The 15,889-nt window shown below is 36.6% G+C and carries 16 protein-coding genes; 4 read left to right on the top strand and 12 right to left on the bottom strand.

Features of this window, described 5'->3' with window-relative positions; translation table 11 throughout:
- Positions 1-13: 13 nt before the first annotated feature.
- Positions 14-331, top strand: coding sequence for a DMT family transporter (locus RHP76_RS03810; RefSeq protein ID WP_062669479.1), 318 nt, complete (start codon positions 14-16; stop codon positions 329-331).
- A 163-nt stretch (positions 332-494) separates the two neighbouring features.
- On the opposite strand, the gene RHP76_RS03805 is transcribed toward RHP76_RS03810, so the two are convergent.
- The 5 genes from RHP76_RS03805 to RHP76_RS03785 form a co-directional block, all read right to left on the bottom strand.
- Positions 495-1,196 (bottom strand): LytR/AlgR family response regulator transcription factor, encoded by a 702-nt coding sequence (locus RHP76_RS03805; protein WP_120231155.1) that lies wholly within the window; start codon positions 1,194-1,196, stop codon positions 495-497.
- On the bottom strand, positions 1,177-2,250 hold the full coding sequence (locus RHP76_RS03800; RefSeq protein WP_120231154.1) for a sensor histidine kinase: 1,074 nt from the start codon (positions 2,248-2,250) through the stop codon (positions 1,177-1,179). The genes RHP76_RS03805 and RHP76_RS03800 overlap by 20 nt, the downstream gene beginning before the upstream one ends.
- Positions 2,251-2,398: 148 nt before the next feature.
- Positions 2,399-2,794 carry a DoxX family protein gene (locus RHP76_RS03795; protein WP_120231153.1) on the bottom strand — a complete coding sequence of 132 codons (396 nt, stop codon included), beginning with the start codon at positions 2,792-2,794 and terminating at the stop codon, positions 2,399-2,401.
- A gap of 359 nt (positions 2,795-3,153) precedes the next feature.
- The gene (locus tag RHP76_RS03790) at positions 3,154-3,651 is read right to left on the bottom strand and encodes a TlpA family protein disulfide reductase (protein ID WP_311229529.1); all 498 of its coding nucleotides are present in this window, start codon (positions 3,649-3,651) and stop codon (positions 3,154-3,156) included.
- Position 3,652: 1 nt separating this feature from the next.
- On the bottom strand, positions 3,653-4,081 hold the full coding sequence (locus RHP76_RS03785; RefSeq protein WP_120231152.1) for a rhodanese-like domain-containing protein: 429 nt from the start codon (positions 4,079-4,081) through the stop codon (positions 3,653-3,655).
- Between the two features lie 150 nt (positions 4,082-4,231).
- Here RHP76_RS03785 and RHP76_RS03780 point away from each other — a divergent pair, with 150 nt between their 5' ends.
- Together RHP76_RS03780 and RHP76_RS03775 are read left to right on the top strand one after the other, a co-directional pair.
- Positions 4,232-5,890: an FAD-binding dehydrogenase gene (locus RHP76_RS03780; RefSeq protein WP_311229528.1), complete on the top strand. Its 1,659-nt coding sequence runs from the start codon at positions 4,232-4,234 to the stop codon at positions 5,888-5,890.
- Between the two features lie 18 nt (positions 5,891-5,908).
- Positions 5,909-6,712: an SDR family oxidoreductase gene (locus RHP76_RS03775; RefSeq protein ID WP_311229527.1), complete on the top strand. Its 804-nt coding sequence runs from the start codon at positions 5,909-5,911 to the stop codon at positions 6,710-6,712.
- A 59-nt stretch (positions 6,713-6,771) separates the two neighbouring features.
- Here the strand turns inward: RHP76_RS03775 and RHP76_RS03770 are convergent, their stop codons facing one another.
- The 7 genes from RHP76_RS03770 to RHP76_RS03740 all read right to left on the bottom strand — a co-directional run bounded on the left by RHP76_RS03770 (position 6,772) and on the right by RHP76_RS03740 (position 14,391).
- Positions 6,772-7,581, bottom strand: coding sequence for a phosphatase PAP2 family protein (locus RHP76_RS03770; RefSeq protein ID WP_120232196.1), 810 nt, complete (start codon positions 7,579-7,581; stop codon positions 6,772-6,774).
- 33 nt (positions 7,582-7,614) lie between these two features.
- A complete protein-coding gene (locus RHP76_RS03765; RefSeq protein ID WP_311229526.1) occupies positions 7,615-10,035 on the bottom strand; it encodes a TonB-dependent receptor domain-containing protein in 2,421 nt (806 codons plus the stop codon).
- Between the two features lie 51 nt (positions 10,036-10,086).
- Entirely contained in the window at positions 10,087-10,842 is a 756-nt protein-coding gene (locus RHP76_RS03760; RefSeq protein ID WP_062669497.1) for a COG4705 family protein, read from the bottom strand.
- Between the two features lie 97 nt (positions 10,843-10,939).
- Positions 10,940-12,190: a sensor histidine kinase gene (locus tag RHP76_RS03755; RefSeq protein WP_277694830.1), complete on the bottom strand. Its 1,251-nt coding sequence runs from the start codon at positions 12,188-12,190 to the stop codon at positions 10,940-10,942.
- A 62-nt stretch (positions 12,191-12,252) separates the two neighbouring features.
- Positions 12,253-12,612: a four helix bundle protein gene (locus tag RHP76_RS03750; protein ID WP_311229525.1), complete on the bottom strand. Its 360-nt coding sequence runs from the start codon at positions 12,610-12,612 to the stop codon at positions 12,253-12,255.
- A gap of 38 nt (positions 12,613-12,650) precedes the next feature.
- Positions 12,651-13,325, bottom strand: a complete 675-nt coding sequence (locus RHP76_RS03745) for a response regulator transcription factor (RefSeq protein WP_062669504.1) — start codon at positions 13,323-13,325, stop codon at positions 12,651-12,653.
- A 73-nt stretch (positions 13,326-13,398) separates the two neighbouring features.
- Positions 13,399-14,391 (bottom strand): aldo/keto reductase, encoded by a 993-nt coding sequence (locus RHP76_RS03740; RefSeq protein WP_120231146.1) that lies wholly within the window; start codon positions 14,389-14,391, stop codon positions 13,399-13,401.
- Positions 14,392-14,616: 225 nt separating this feature from the next.
- Here RHP76_RS03740 and RHP76_RS03735 point away from each other — a divergent pair, with 225 nt between their 5' ends.
- Positions 14,617-15,888 (top strand): NAD(P)/FAD-dependent oxidoreductase, encoded by a 1,272-nt coding sequence (locus tag RHP76_RS03735; protein ID WP_311229524.1) that lies wholly within the window; start codon positions 14,617-14,619, stop codon positions 15,886-15,888.
- The last annotated feature ends 1 nt before the right edge of the window (position 15,889 follow it).

Genomic DNA, 15,889 nt, shown 5'->3' with positions numbered 1-15,889 from the left:
AAACAGAAATAGTATGAACTGGATTGCATTAATTATCGCAGGAATTTTTGAAATCGGATGGCCATTAGGGCTTAAACTATCCCAACAGCCGGAAAATAATAAATGGAGCTGGATCATTTTTTCGATTCTATGTATGACTGTCAGTGGTGGATTTCTTTGGTATGCTCAAAAAAGTATTCCTATAGGAACGGCATATGCAGTCTGGACAGGAATTGGTGCAGTAGGAACTTTATTGGTGGGTATTCTTTTTTTTCAGGATTCAGCCAGTATCTTAAGGTTATTGTCTGCATTACTGATTGTTGTAGGGATTATTGGTCTTAAGTTATTTTAAACAAAAAATTGGCTTAGGATGATTAAACATCTTAAGCCAAAGCAGTATTCAACATTCAAATCATAAACTATCTCTATTTATATTGGTCGCCCTTTGAATTGAAAGACTTAAAATTTTCCTCCCTTTGACGGGGTGGTTTTGAACAGGATTTCACTTCTCAATCCTAAAGCTCTATCAATGGCTTATACGTTCTTCCCACGGGAAGTTGTTTTCCATTGATCTGAATAATATTGGCAGATTTTACTTCTATTTTTGATCTTGATATGATATAAGATTTATGAATGCGGGCAAACATTTTGGGATTTAGAATTTCCTCCATTTTACTAATGGGCATTTTAAAAGTGAAAGTCTCTGTCTTTGTATGAATATGAATGTATTCTCTTAAACTTTCAATATAAAAAATATCCTGGAGAATAATTTTAACCTTCTTTTTACCACTGTTCATGAAAATAAAATCACGTTCGTAAACTTCGAGTAAAGCATCATCTGCTTCCATCAAATGCTTGAATTTTCCAATAGCAGTCAAAAAACGCTGATAAGGGATGGGTTTCATCAGATAATCTGCAATATCAAGCTCATAGCCTTCTACCGCATACTGATGATAAGCAGTTGTAACAATCACAAAAGGAGGATTTTTTACATTTCTGAGAAAATCAAAGCCCTTTACTACCGGAAGATGGAGATCAAGAAACATTAAATCTACATCATGAATACTTAAAAGACTGCTGGCATATACTGCATCTGCACATTTTCCTACGAGATTCAGTTCCGGATCTCTGGAAATGAAATTTTCCAGGATATCTGCAGCAATAGGTTCATCTTCTACAATAATACAGTTGTATCTTTTAGTGGCTGGTTGTATCATAGAAATCAATGGTTAAAGTTACACTATAACGGTTATTCTTATCTTCTACAGAAAGCGAATGGTTGGGATAAAGCAATTCTAGCTGTCTGCGTATATTTTTCAGACCTATTTTTGTAGAATGCTCATGGGGCTGTTTCTGCTTGGAGTTTTCTATGAAATAAGTAAGGATTCCGTTTTTTAATCGGATATCTACGGTAATGAATGCTTCTCCCAGACTTTCGGAAACACCATGTTTAAAGGCATTTTCTACAAACTGTATCAATATCAGAGGTGAAATTTTCTGAAAAGGATTATCAATATCTTCTATAAAACTAACGGTAAGCTGATGGTAACGAATCTTCTGAATCTGGATGAAATCTTTAATATTTTCAATATCCTTGGTTAGAGAAATCGTTTTTTCTGCAGCTTCATAAATATTATACCGCATTACTTTGGAAAGCTGAAGAATAACATCTGGAGTTTCATCTGCTTTTTTCAGAGCCATTCCGTAAATGTTATTAAGCGTATTGAAAAGAAAATGAGGGTTGATCTGTGCCTTCAGCATGGTAAGCTCCTGATCCAGTTTTTCAGCTTTTAATTGAGAGATCTGTTCTTTAAGTACATTCTTTTGCCGTGTAATTTCAACCCCAAAAATAAGGCCTATCATAAAAATCAGATCCATAAAAGAATTAAAAACCACATAGCCATTGATAAATCCTGAAGTATGCTTTCCGTCCAATGTCTCTGTAACGCCATAGATATACGGATATATGATATAATGGGTTAAAAACCGGTGACCCAAAACAGATGCTGTTACAATGAAAATACAGAAAATATATTTAAAAATAAGTTTAAGATCCACCTTTTCATATACATACAGCAAAGCATACGCTAATGGAATTTTCACAAAAAGATATCCGAGCTCCAGCATAAATGTATTCTGAAGTCTTATCTGCCATTTGAAATCCGGAAACTGATATCTGGACCAATAAAAGTCAAGGTAAACCTCCAGAATATAATACAATATCCAAAAAAACAAATGAATCCGCCATTTGGATTGACTGTCTGATTTCAAGCTTATTATGATTTAAAAGTACAAAGTACTATTTGTTCTCTCAAATATAAAAAATAAGTCTATCAAATGGACGTAACCATCTATAAACTATCAGTTTTGATTATGAGCGGTAATAATGTTGGAGGAAAAACAGATGATTTATGAAGGTCTAACTCTTCTTTTTACTCATAAAATGCAAAGAAACTTTGGGGTACATAAGATTCAAAAAGCAGAAGATCAGTAATACATTGAATTCAATACCATTCGTTCCTCCACCTACCACAAACCATCCATTTTGCCAATGGACATAATAGATTCCCAAAATGAAAATCAGAATATTACAAACAGCTATTGGTTTGATGTATCTATCAATCCAGATTAATGGTACTGATAAAAGATGAATCAGTTTTACTATCCATGCTATATAAATTCCTACAGGATTGAAACCTAATCCATTCAGGTAGATCTGTCCAAAATCATTCACATCCCCACTGAAAATGGAAATCACACTATGCATAAGTAAGATCACTGAAAGCGCAAAACGAAGGTAGAAACTCTTTTTCACAGAAACAAAATTAGAATACAAAAACAAGGATTCAATATTTTGTATATCAACAACTTTGAAATCAGTATAAAAGTTTTGTTTCGTAGTAATAATAACCTTTATTATTGAACGCTATTTTAATGAGATATTAAATTTTACACATATTTCAATATAAAGTGATTTAATTGGTAAATTTTATTATATTTACGTCCAGATACAATGATGAGTTCCCTCATGATCATTACTATATCTTTACAGATATTTTAAATGATTAAGGCAAGATTCTAATACACAAATACTTCTATCTTTTTCAATTAAAAAAGAGTGGTAAAATAACTTACCACTCTTTGTCTTATATCCGGAAAAAAACTTTCTTAATTCTATGTCAGGCTTTTCTTAATGAAATCTTCAAGTTCTTTACCATGAAGGTTTTTAGCTACAATAGTTCCCTGCCCGTCAATAATGACATTAAAAGGCAGTTCTTCGATTTCATAAAGCTTTGCTACAGGGCTTTTCCAGAATTTTAAATCACTGATCTGTATCCACGTAATCTGAAATCTGTCAATGGCTTTCTGCCAGCTTTCTTTATTCTTGTCCAAAGAAACACCTACTATTTCAAACTGATTATTTTTTATCTGTTCGGAGTAGGTATTGTACATTGTTTTCAACTGAGGTTGTTCCTCTACACATGGAGCACACCATGTTGCCCAGAAGTCGATCAGAACCAGTTTTCCTTTTAATGCTGAAAGAGAAAATGAAGTTCCATCTGCATTTGTCATTGTTATTTCAGGAGCTTTCTTCCCTACTTCTATGGTGTTCTGGGCAGAAATATATCCTGAAAACAGTATGAAAAATAATATTGTTAAAGAGTTCTTCATATTAATCATTTGTAGGATAATTTTTATCCAGCCAATCTGTTTTGATGTTTTTCGGAAGATTTAAAAGCTTTGCATTTGTGAAGCCCAATTCCATTAACAATGCAAATGCAGGACGGATATTAGGACATTTTACAAAAGGACAGCAACCGCAATAGATCACAATTTCTCTGTTCTTAGGAATATCTTTAAGATAATTTCTCAGTTTTTCCAGATTTTCAGGTTCATGAGTCGGTCCGATGTCTACAGAACCTTTCACAATAGCTTCAGGTCCTACCGAAATGATGACCAGATCTTTTGTTTTTTGATTTTCAATTCTGGAAGCCAGTAATGCCGGATCCATCAGCTGGCTGTCTTTCCATGGATCCTGTTTTTGCTGTGCCTGACTGAATATTGAACAAACCAGGCAGGCAATGATAAACAAATACTTCATTCTTCTATTTTTCACAAAGATAAGTTGAAAAGTTCAGAGTTCAGGGCTGATTACTCAAAGCAGGTTTATTTAAATTTTTAATATTAAATCCGATTCCGAATAATTTTATACATTTATCTAACATATTGTTGAATCAAAACACGCTTAACAATGGAAGAAAAATTCCAGCCCGATGCAATTATTATCGGAACCGGACTGGCAGGGCTTACCGCGGCGATGGAAATTACCAATGCCGGAAAAAAAGTATTGCTTCTGGATCAGGAAACAGAGCAGAATATCGGCGGACAGGCATTCTGGTCATTTGGAGGATTATTTTTGATTAATTCTCCCCAGCAAAGAAGAATGGGAATCAAAGATTCTTATGAGCTGGCATTGCAGGACTGGAAAGGTACCGCTGGTTTTGACCGTCCGGAAGATTACTGGCCCCGCCAGTGGGCTGAAGCTTATCTGAAATTTGCTGCCGGTGAAAAGTACGATTATATTTCCAAACTGGGAATCAGGCTGATGTTTATGGTGGGCTGGGCAGAGCGTGGTGATGGATCGGCAACGGGTCATGGAAATTCCGTACCCCGTTTTCATGTGAGTTGGGGAACAGGCACAGGCGTGGTAAAACCCTTTGTAGAAAAAGCTTACAAAGCTCAGGAAAAAGGACTGCTTCAGATGAAATTCAGACATCGGGTAACTGAATTGATAGAGGAAAACGGCAAAATGAAAGGCCTTAAAGGAGATATTCTGGAAAATGATACCCAGGAAAGAGGTGCTGCAACGAACAGGAATGTCATCTCTGTATTTGAGTATACAGCTCCAAATATTATTATTGCTTCAGGAGGAATTGGTGCCAATCATGAGCTGGTAAGAAAAAACTGGCCGGAAAGATTGGGAAAAGCACCTGAAAATATGGTTTGTGGTGTTCCGGCCTATGTGGATGGTAAAATGATAGGCATTGCAGAAAATGCAGGTGCTCATATTATCAATCCGGACAGAATGTGGCATTACACCGAAGGCTTACAAAACTGGAATCCAATCTGGCCCAACCACGGAATCCGCATATTGCCGGGGCCATCATCGCTATGGTTTGATGCTAAAGGAGAACGTCTCCCCGCTCCTTTTCTTCCGGGATTTGATACGCTGGGGACTTTACAGTATATCCAGAAAACAGGGTTTTCCTATTCATGGTTTATCCTTACACAGAAAATTATCAAAAAAGAATTTGCTCTTTCAGGTTCGGAGCAGAATCCGGATATCACCAATAAAGATTATGCTCTTTTTCTGAAAAGGATTTTTGGGAAAAAGGCACCCTCACCTGTAGAAGCTTTTAAAGAACACGGTAAAGACTTTATTGTTTCAGATAACCTGGAAGATCTGGTTAAAAGAATGAATCAACTGGCAGGAAATAACCTGTTGAAATATGAAAAGATAAAATCACAGATTGAAGCCAGAGACCGCGAACTCAACAATAAATTTTCAAAAGACACCCAGATAAATTATATCCGGAACACCCGAAATTATTTAGGAGATAAACTGGGACGTGTAGCGGCACCACACAAAATTTTAGATCCGGAAAACGGACCTTTGATTGCAGTACGTCTTAATATTTTAACCCGAAAAACGTTGGGCGGAATAAAAACCAATCTGAATGGTCAGGTATTGAGAGAGGATGAAAGCATCATTGAAGGATTGTATGCTGCAGGAGAAGCTGCGGGCTTTGGCGGTGGCGGAATGCATGGTTACAGAGCTCTGGAAGGAACATTTTTGGGAGGTTGCATCTTTTCAGGAATGAAAGCCGGACAATATATTGCCCGACTTTAAAATTAAATACTAATGAATATGAGTAATTATTTTAATCATAAAGTCATTTGGATTACAGGTGCATCATCAGGCATTGGAGAAGCTTTAGTGAAAGAGCTTTGCAGGAACAGCAATGCAAAAATTATTCTTTCTTCCAGAAAAGAAGAACAGCTTCATTCCGTTGCTGAGAAAGCTTGTTTGAGCAGAGACAGATATGCGGTCATCCCTTTAGATCTTAAAAATTATAAAGAAATGCCTTCCATTGTAGCAAAAGCAAAAGAAAAATTTGGAAGGATTGATATTCTGATCAATAATGCCGGAATGTCACAGAGGTCGTTAGCCATGGAAACCGATATTGAAGTAGATAAACAGCTTATCGATATTGATTATATAGGAACAGTAGCTCTTACAAAGGCTGTTTTGCCTTATATGATCCGAAATAAAGGAGGACAGATTGCCGTTGTATCAAGTCTAATGGGAATTTTCGGTGCTCCTATGCGAAGCGGATATGCCGGTGCAAAACATGCTTTACATGGATTTTTTGATGCCTTGAGGGCAGAATTATTCAGCCAGAATATTAAGATTACGGTGATCTGTCCGGGTTTTATTCAGACTGATATTTCTATTAATGCTGTTACCGGGGACGGTTCATTACAGGGCACGATGGATGATGCTACGAAGAATGGCATGCCCGTAGATATCTTCGCAAAAAAAATGCTTTATGCCATAGAGAAACAGAAAAGACAACAAGCGATAGGCGGTAAAGAAGTGATGGCTGTTTACCTGAAACGATTTTTTCCAGGCTTATTAGCGAAAATAATCCGTAAAGCTAAGGTGGTGTAAAGAAAAAGCATCATTCAAGAAGAAATGATGCTTTTAATAAATATAATGAAGAATTTGTTTTAAAAGGTCTTTACCAGGCCTATACCCACTATTTTATTCTGATAAAATGGCATTACCATGGTGGATGAAAACGAAGTCTTAACTTTATTTTTTCCTCGTAATAAATTATCAATTTTTGGAAACAGCCAATATGCCAGTTCTGTAGAAAGAATTCCAAATCCGGCTCCTGCTATGACATCTCCCAGCCAATGTTTATCATTCAGCATTCTGTAAACTCCGGTGAAAATTGCAAACGGATATCCTGAGATACTGAGCCAGAAATTGGTGTCTTTATATTCCCGGAACATAAATTGTGCTGAAGAAAATGCGGTGGCAGCATGCCCTGAAGGAAAAGACAACGTATTAGAACCGTCCGGTCTTTCCTCTTTGACCAGATACTTTAAAGGCATAGTAAAGGCAGCCGCAATCAGTTGTGACGAAGCGTAAATAATGGTTCGGTCTCTCAGATTATGTTTTCCTTTTATCCCGATTGCATTAAGTCCATATACCATTACTGCCGGAGCATATTGGGTATAATTATCCAGTTGTATCTGTTTAGGCTGATGTTCGTTGATTTCAACCTTTGTGGATAGATTAAGCTGCTTCAGATTCTTGATGGAAAGACCTGCTACTCCGTAGGTAATAAATGCGCCAGGAATGATCAGGCTTTTATAGTTAAGTGTGTTTTTTTGAACTTCTTTTGTGCCAATGCTATCGTCTACATATTGTTGAACACGTATCGTGTCATTGGTGTTCTGAGCATTGATCCGGCTTACCACTGAGCTCAAAATCATTACGTAAACCAGCGTTTTTTGAAACTGTTTTTTCATTTTAAATTCCATTTAAAATTATCCGATTCTTTGTTAAAATTTATAGCTGTATCCCAAACGAACCACCTGGGTTTCGTAGTAATCATTGCTGGTATAAGCAAATCCGTTGCCTTGTACAGACTTCTTGATCACCATTGTATTAAGCAGATCTGAAGCATTTAAAAAGAGTTCCCCTTTCCCTTTCTGAATGGCTTTTTTCACGCCTGCATCCACTGAGAATCTTGATTGTATTCTTCCCTGAGGAATAATATCCGGAGCCAGATACACCAACGTAAACTGCATATCTAACCCTTTTGAGCAGTGAAAAACATTGTTCATCTTAACATTCCCCGAGATAGCGGTTTGCTGGTCTGCGGAGAATGTATTAGGCTGGGGATACAGATTTTGTACAGTAAATGCATTAATCTGATTACGGTATATATTTCCGTTGACATTCAGGGAATAAACATCCGATACTTTTTGGTTCCAAATTGTTTCAAACCCTGTATTATAGCTCTTTCCTGCATTTTGAAAGATGGCATAAATAAGGGTGCTGCCCGGAACAATACTGGAAATCCTGGTGATCGTTCCGTTGGCAAAACGGTGGTATAGTGCAGAATATAAATATCCGCTATTCCAATTGTGCTTATATCCGAGTTCAACAGAATTCGTAAACTGAGGACGTAACGCCGGATTTCCAACCTTAATGATCTCCGCATCATCATATTTTGGAAAAATTCTGATATCTACTTCATTGGGACGGTCTACCCTTCTGTTATAGAAAACAGAAAACTTATTACGGTCATCAAGCTTATATGCCAGCCTGAAATTCGGGAATGGTTGGGTGTAGTTGTATCCGTCACTTTTATAGGTAGGATGATTAGGATTTACATCATACTGAATTTTCACATATTCTAATCTAAGTCCCAATTCTGCTTCCCATTTTTCATTTTCAAAAATATAATTTCCATAGACGGCAGGAATAAATTCTTTATAATCAGCCTTTCCACCCGCAGAAACATCCAGAACAGAATTGGTTCCCGGAATAAAATTCATATTGGTAGGAATGCTTCTGTTTCTCAACTTAATTCCTGTTTCTATTCGCCCATATTTCAATGGTTTTACATAATCTATATTGAAATCGTATACCTGTTCATCTGATAATAGTTTAAACGCATCAGTTCCTGTAGAAGACGGCAGATAATTATCATAGAAATATTTTTCATCCTCTCTATGGAACGTATAGTTGAATCCCACGTTCAACATATGTCCGGCTTCTTTGAATTTATGCTGATAAGAAGCTGTTCCCATCACGGTTGTTTTCAGCTCATCCTCCAAAAACTGCCACAGACGCAGGCGTTGAGACTTATCTCCATTGAAAAATGGCTGATCTCCTCTGTCGATAATTTTTTCACTTCCGTACATTCCTGAAATGGTTAAGGTATTTTGAGAATCAATATTCCAGTCTATTCCGGCCTTAGTGGTGAAGAAATTGGTGTTTCTGTTTCTTTTCAGCTGGGAATTAATAATTGTTCCGTCATCATAAGTACGGGTTACAAATTCATTCTTGTTAAGGGTTTCTGTATAAAGATTATCTGCCTGTAAGAATATATTGACCTTGTTTTTTCTGTAATTCACAGACAGTGATGGATTAATTTTAGGCGTAAGAGTATATTGTGGTCTTATAGTGGGAAGATTTTCCATTCTCACCCAAAGTGAGCCTAAACCTGCGGTGAATCCTACTTTTCCGTTCCATCCGTTCTGTTTATTTTTTTTCATGATAATATTGATGATTCCGGCATTTCCATTCGCATCGTATTTCGAGGAAGGATTGTTGATGATTTCAATTTTATCAATCGCAGAAGCAGGAATATTATCCAATCCGGTCTGGCTTCCAAAACCGGTGAGAGCTGTCTGTTTGCCATCAATCAGAACGGTTATTTTATCATTACCTCTAAGCTGTACTTTGCCATCCTGTACTGTAATTCCGGGAAGATTCTGCATGCTTTGTAATACAGAACCACCACTTTGGCTGATGTTATCTGCTACAGAATAGGTTTTCTTATCCAGACGGCTGTCTATTTCATTCTTTTTGGAAGCTGTAATGGCAATCGCCTCTATTTTGTTTTCTGTTTCCTGTTGCGGAACTAGCTCAATGGCAGGAATTTCCAGAAACTCAGAAAGACTTCCTATAAAAACGGGCTGTACTTGCGTATGATATCCTGTGAGTGAGGTTTCCAGAAGATAATGATCTGGTTTTATTCCGGTAAGAGAAAATCTTCCTTCTTCATTGGTAATTGTTCCGGCTGTAAAAGTGCTGTCTTTTTCTTTCTTTAAAATAATATGAGCATAGGGTAATGCCGTTTTGTCGATACCTGTGATCCTTCCTGAAGCGGTTACAGAAGCGGTCTGGGCAGAAACAAGAGAAGAAACCATCATACAGGTTGGAAAAAATAACAGGGCTGTCTTATTCATTCTTCTAGTTTTATTTTCTTTAAAATATTTTTTATTATAACAGGTGTTGGATTATTCGTTTTGAAGGGGTAATTCCCGGCTGTGTTTTCTTTGTGAAATGATGATCATCAATACCATCAGAGCAAGAGATATGAGAGATGCATTGAGAGTTCCCATATCCAGTCCTCCCTTCGCTAAAGGTTTGGTTAAAAGATCTCCGAAAGTAGCACCAAATGGTCTGGTAAAAACAAAAGCAATCCAGAACAGCAACACATGATTGATCTTCGTGAAATAATGAATCAATACGACTATTAAAATAATGAGTCCTGTAATCAAAGCTCCGGTCATATATCCCAGTCCTAAATTATCACTCAGAAAATCTCCGAAAGCAGTTCCCAGGCTGTTGGAAAATAAAATGGCAGTCCAGTAATACAGTTCTTTATTCTTTTCAAAAATGGGATAAACCTCAAGATTTCCATATTTTTTGTACCATAAAAACAAAGAAAGCAAGAGCCCCGAAAGTAGAATTAAACTACCAGTCAGATAGCCGGTTTTCAGAGTTCTGTCGATGCAGTCAGAGATTTCCGTTCCTAAAGTGGTTGTTCCTATAATCACCATCCAATAGACGGCTGGTATATATTTTTTCACACCAAGCTGCACGGATAAAATGATGACAAAGAACACCAAGGTAATCAGACTACCTGCTACGTAGCCCAGATGAAGCGTCATAGAAATAAAATCTCCTAAAGTCTCTCCTAATGTGGTGGCAACAATTTTCATGAGCCAGAATAGAAGGGTTACGGATGCAACTTTGTTTACAGTTTTCATTTTCTAAATACAATTTATACCTCAGTATGTTTTCAATACAAAGGTGCAAACCGATTTAGAAGAAATTTAGAATTATGGGAAACCGGGATTTTTTTAACTATAATTTAACAGAGAAAATATGGTGTTGATTTTCAAACCTGTAATTAACAGACCTCTTATGAAACCTGCAGATTTCCTGAATGATAGATAAGCCTAGCCCGCTTCCGCTATTATCTGTTGAAAGTTTTGAAAATCTTTTGAATAAGAAATCTGTATTCAGTTTCTCAGTCCCTGAATTGGAAACCTCAAAAACAGAATGGGTAAGCTGTACGGAAATGCTGCCTCCTACAGCTGTATGACGAATGGCATTGATTAAAAGATTGTTGATTAATATTTCTGCCAGAATATTGTTTCCTCTTACCTGTACCTCATTTGTGATGTGTTCTGTAACTGAAATATTTTTTTGCTCAAAATGTTCTCTGAGAATATCAATGCTTTGGTGAAGCAAAAGATCCAGCGAAATAATTTCCGAGCTGTCGAACTGGTTATTATCAATTTTAGCAAGCAGCAAAAGGTTTTTATTGATACGGGAACTTCTTGTAAGCGCCCTGTTCATATCTTCTGCAATGCGGTATTGCTTTTCAGTAAGGTTTTGATCCTGAAGCAAAATGTCCAGTTTGTTTTTAATAATAGCTAGTGGAGTCTGCAGTTCATGGGAAGCATTTTCGGTGAATTCTTTCTGGGTTTTGTAAGTAGAAACATTTCGTTCTATGAGTTTGTAAAGAGACTGATTGAGTTCTTCAAATTCAGCAGTATCAGAAGCTGGAAATTCTATCGTACTCTGGCTGTTAAGATTGAAAGTTTTCAGCTGATCCAGTGTACTTCTGAACGGCTTCCAGACAGACGATGAAAGTTTTCTGTTAAGATATAAAAGTCCAAGAACAATCACTACGAAAAAAAAGATGGTAATTAGGGCAATAACGGCTATGGTTTCATGAGATTCCTCAATATTGGTTTGTATAGTAAAAAGATAAGGTTTGCCATGAATATAAATTACTTTTTTAAGACATCTGTAACGCTCTTTTTTCTGTTCCGAAATAAAAGGCAGATGCTTTTCGTAAGTATAAATACTGTCCTGTTTTACCTGACTGGGAGAAATTCTTTCAATACTGGTTTCGGGCTGAATATGATTCCATAATTCAAGGCTTTTGTTCAATGCTTCTTCAGAAAGTTGTAACTGATTGAATTCATAAGCCGTTTTCTCTACAATAATCTGATTATGCTCATCCAGCTCATTTTTCCAGATCGTATCCACCACAAAATAATAGACAGGAATACTGATCATCAGTACAATAAGTACGTAGATCAAAAAGGGTTTGGTAGTTTTGGTGAGTAGAGGCTTCACAATAATGATGAATTATAAATTATGAGTTATGATTTATTTTTTGTTGTAATGATGATGCTTCGGATTATTTTTAATATTTCTGTAGTTTCATTATTGATGCTTTCATATTCTGTGGATGATAAATAATCTGTCTGAAACAAAAGCTCAATCCAGTAAATAGATTCATCACATTCTTTTTGAGCAACAGCCAGTTTATGAATAAAATCTGCTTTACTTTCAGCATTTTGTGATTCTCTTACTAAGGCTCCTACTGCTGTTCCGCTTCTTAAGAGCTGTTTACTCAGAACATATTCATTCTTAGTGGCTGTAAGATATTTATAAAGATTAATAATCCTTATAGCAAAACCAAAACTTTTATCTTTCAGCACATTTTTCTTTTCACTCATAATAATTCATCATTTATAACTCATCATTCATAATTACTCTAGCTTTCCCACTTATACCCCGTTCCATACACCGTTTTAAGATAATGCCCGCATCCTGCATCATAGAGCTTTTTCTTAAGATTTTTTACATGAGCATAAACAAAATCATGATTGTCCAGCATATCTGCGAAATCCCCGGAAAGATGTTCCGCAAGGGTACTTTTGGAGATGACTTTATTTTTGTTACCAATAAAATAAATTAAAAGATCAAATTCTTTCTTTGTCAGAGAAATCACTTCATCATTCACTGCCACAGTTTTGGCCCATAAATCGATTTGAAGCTCATTTTGTTTTACCACATTGGAACTACTGAACTGTTTTCGACGGATAATAGAATATACTCTGGCCATAAGTTCAGAAAGATGAAATGGCTTAGTAAGATAATCGTCAGCGCCCAGTTTTAGTCCTTCAATTTTATCATCAAGGGCATTTTTAGCGGAAATAATAATTACTCCGTCCTGTTTCTGTTGCTTTTTTAATTCTTCCAAAATGACAAGTCCATTTCCGTCCGGCAGCATAATGTCCAGTAAAATACAGTCATAGTCGAATGTTTCTATTTTGCTCATAGCTTCACCAAATGTGCTTGCAGATTCACAGAGGTAATTTTCTCCGGACATATATTCGGAAATACTTTGAGCAAGTGCTGCTTCGTCTTCAATGATAAGAATTTTCATGCGATAAAACTATCATTAAATTTAGAAGAAATTTTGAATTTAAATCATTTAAAGAATAAAAAATGAAAATATGTTATCTCTCCGGAATCTGCGCCTTCTCATAGATCAGTCCTTCATTTTTCAATTCTTTCCAGAATTCAGAAGGAATAGTAGTGTTAAGAGCCTGCAGATTGTCTTTCACCTGCTCAGGCCGGCTGGCTCCAGGAATAATAGAAGCAAATTCGTCGGCTGCCAGTACAAAATGAAGGGCGGCATCAATAAGGCTTATATTGTATTTTTCAGCAAGAGAACTCATTTTTTTCCGCTTTTCATACATTCCTTTTGGAATTACATCTTTATAATTATAACGTTCTTTTCCTGCTATATATCCTGAATTATACCCTGCTCCCGAAACCAGTTTTACCCCAGCATTTTTAACAGTCGGAAGAAGGCGGTCCACAGCATCTTCATGTTCAAGAATAGAATATTGTGTGGCCGAAAGACAGATATCCGGATCAGCAGATTCGATACAGTCTAAAATAGGTTCTATCTTATTAACACCCATTCCCCAGGCTTTTATTACTCCTTGATCACGAAGCTCAGAAAGTATCTTAAAAGCACCGTTTCTCGCCTGCTTCAGAAAATAAGGATAACGATCTCCTACCTGATCTTCAGAAAGGTCATGGACATAAACAATATCAATATGACTCAATCCGGTTCTTTGAAGGCTGTCTTCAATAGATTTCTGTACGGCGTCGGCTGTATAATCATGCAAGAAGTCGTAATCAAGAGGTTTTTTCCACATGGTTGGAGGAACATCAGATTCAGGAACCTGATGAAAAAGCCTTCCTACTTTGGTTGAGAAAATAAAGTCATCCCTGTCTTTATCTTTAAGGAAATTTCCAAATCTCCGTTCACTTTTGGTCAATCCGTACCATGGAGAAGTATCATAATACCGGATTCCGATATCCCAGGCTGCCTGCAGTATTTCATGAGCCTGTTCATCTGTAATATTTTCAAAAGCTGTTCCTATTGCTACACCCCCTATTCCCAGTTGGTGCTTTTCTGTTAAAATGTGTGATTTCATATATGAAATATTTAAAGTGTTGGATGATCAGTAAAGTACAAACATCGTGCTGGCAGTGAATGAAACGTTAAAAAGAAAATACCTGTTGAAACCTGAAATTCTTAATGAGAGCTGATATTAAGGCTGTTTTGGCAATTTATAGATTATGTTAAATATTTGTTTTGTCGTTCTTTTGGTCTTGTTATTGAATGAAATTCAGTACACCATTTGAAATAATCACATACTATGAAAAAGCACATTCTAATCGTAGGAGGAGGATTTGCGGGTATTAATCTTATCAAGTCTCTTCAGAATGATAAAAGGTTCAGAATAACGCTGGTTGATAAAAACAATTATCATTTTTTTCCTCCGCTTATCTATCAGGTAGCTACTTCGTTTATAGAAGCTTCCAATATCAGTTATCCTTTCAGAAAACTGTTTTCAAATAATAAAAATGTGAAATTTCACATGGGAAGCCTGATGAGAGTACATCCGGAAAATAACACAATAGAAACAGATACCGGAAATCTCAGCTATGATTATCTGGTGCTGGCATTGGGCACAGAGTCTAATTTTTTCGGAATGGAAAATGTAAAAAAGTGTGCTCTTCCGATGAAAAATATAGAAGAAGCACTCTATTTGAGGAATCATATTCTGCTGACTCTGGAAGAAGCGGCCAGAAATAAAAATATTAAAGAAGCCGAAAAACTTCAGAATATCGTGATTGCCGGAGGCGGACCTACTGGAGTAGAACTGGCAGGTATGCTTGCGGAGATGGGAAAATATATTGCCCAGAAAGAATATCCGGAAATCAAGCTCGGACTTTCTAATCTCTATCTTATTGATGCCTTACCTACTTTACTTTCGCCCATGAGCCAGCTGGCTCAGAAAACGGCTTATGATAAGTTGAAAGAATTAGGAGTGAAAATCCTTTTGAATGTCTCTGTAAAGGATTATACGGATAATAAAGTCATCTTAAGTGACGGAAGCTCTATTGAAACGGAAACCCTGATCTGGACTTCAGGAGTTATTGGAAAAGAAATCCCAGGATTACCGGAAGAAACTATTGGAAAAGGCAGAAGAATACTGGTGGACGACTATAATAAAGTAACCGGAACTACCAATATTTATGCGTTGGGAGATATTTGTCTGATGCTTTCAGAAGAAAAATATCCTAAAGGACATCCTCAACTTGCTCAGGTCGCCATTCAGCAAAGTAAAAACCTCGCTGCCAATTTTAAACGGATAGAAGATGGAAAAGTGCTGGAGCAATTCAGGTATAATGACAAAGGCAGTATGGCCATTATTTCTAAATACAATGCGGTAGTAGATCTTCCGAAAAATTCCTTTAACGGTTTTATAGCATGGCTTACCTGGCTTTTCATCCACATCATTCCGCTGGTAGGGTTTAAAAATAAACTTCAACTTGCGATGGACTGGTTCAGGTTATTTATTACCAATAATCCATCCATCAGGCTTATACTTTTTCCAAAAAGAAATACAGAAAACGGATCATGAT

It is taken from the genome of Chryseobacterium sp. SG20098 (assembly GCF_031844745.1).
GTDB lineage: Bacteria > Bacteroidota > Bacteroidia > Flavobacteriales > Weeksellaceae > Chryseobacterium > Chryseobacterium cucumeris.
The sequence above is the reverse complement of the archived record's forward strand: the minus strand, read 5'-3'. Positions and strand labels throughout refer to the sequence as shown.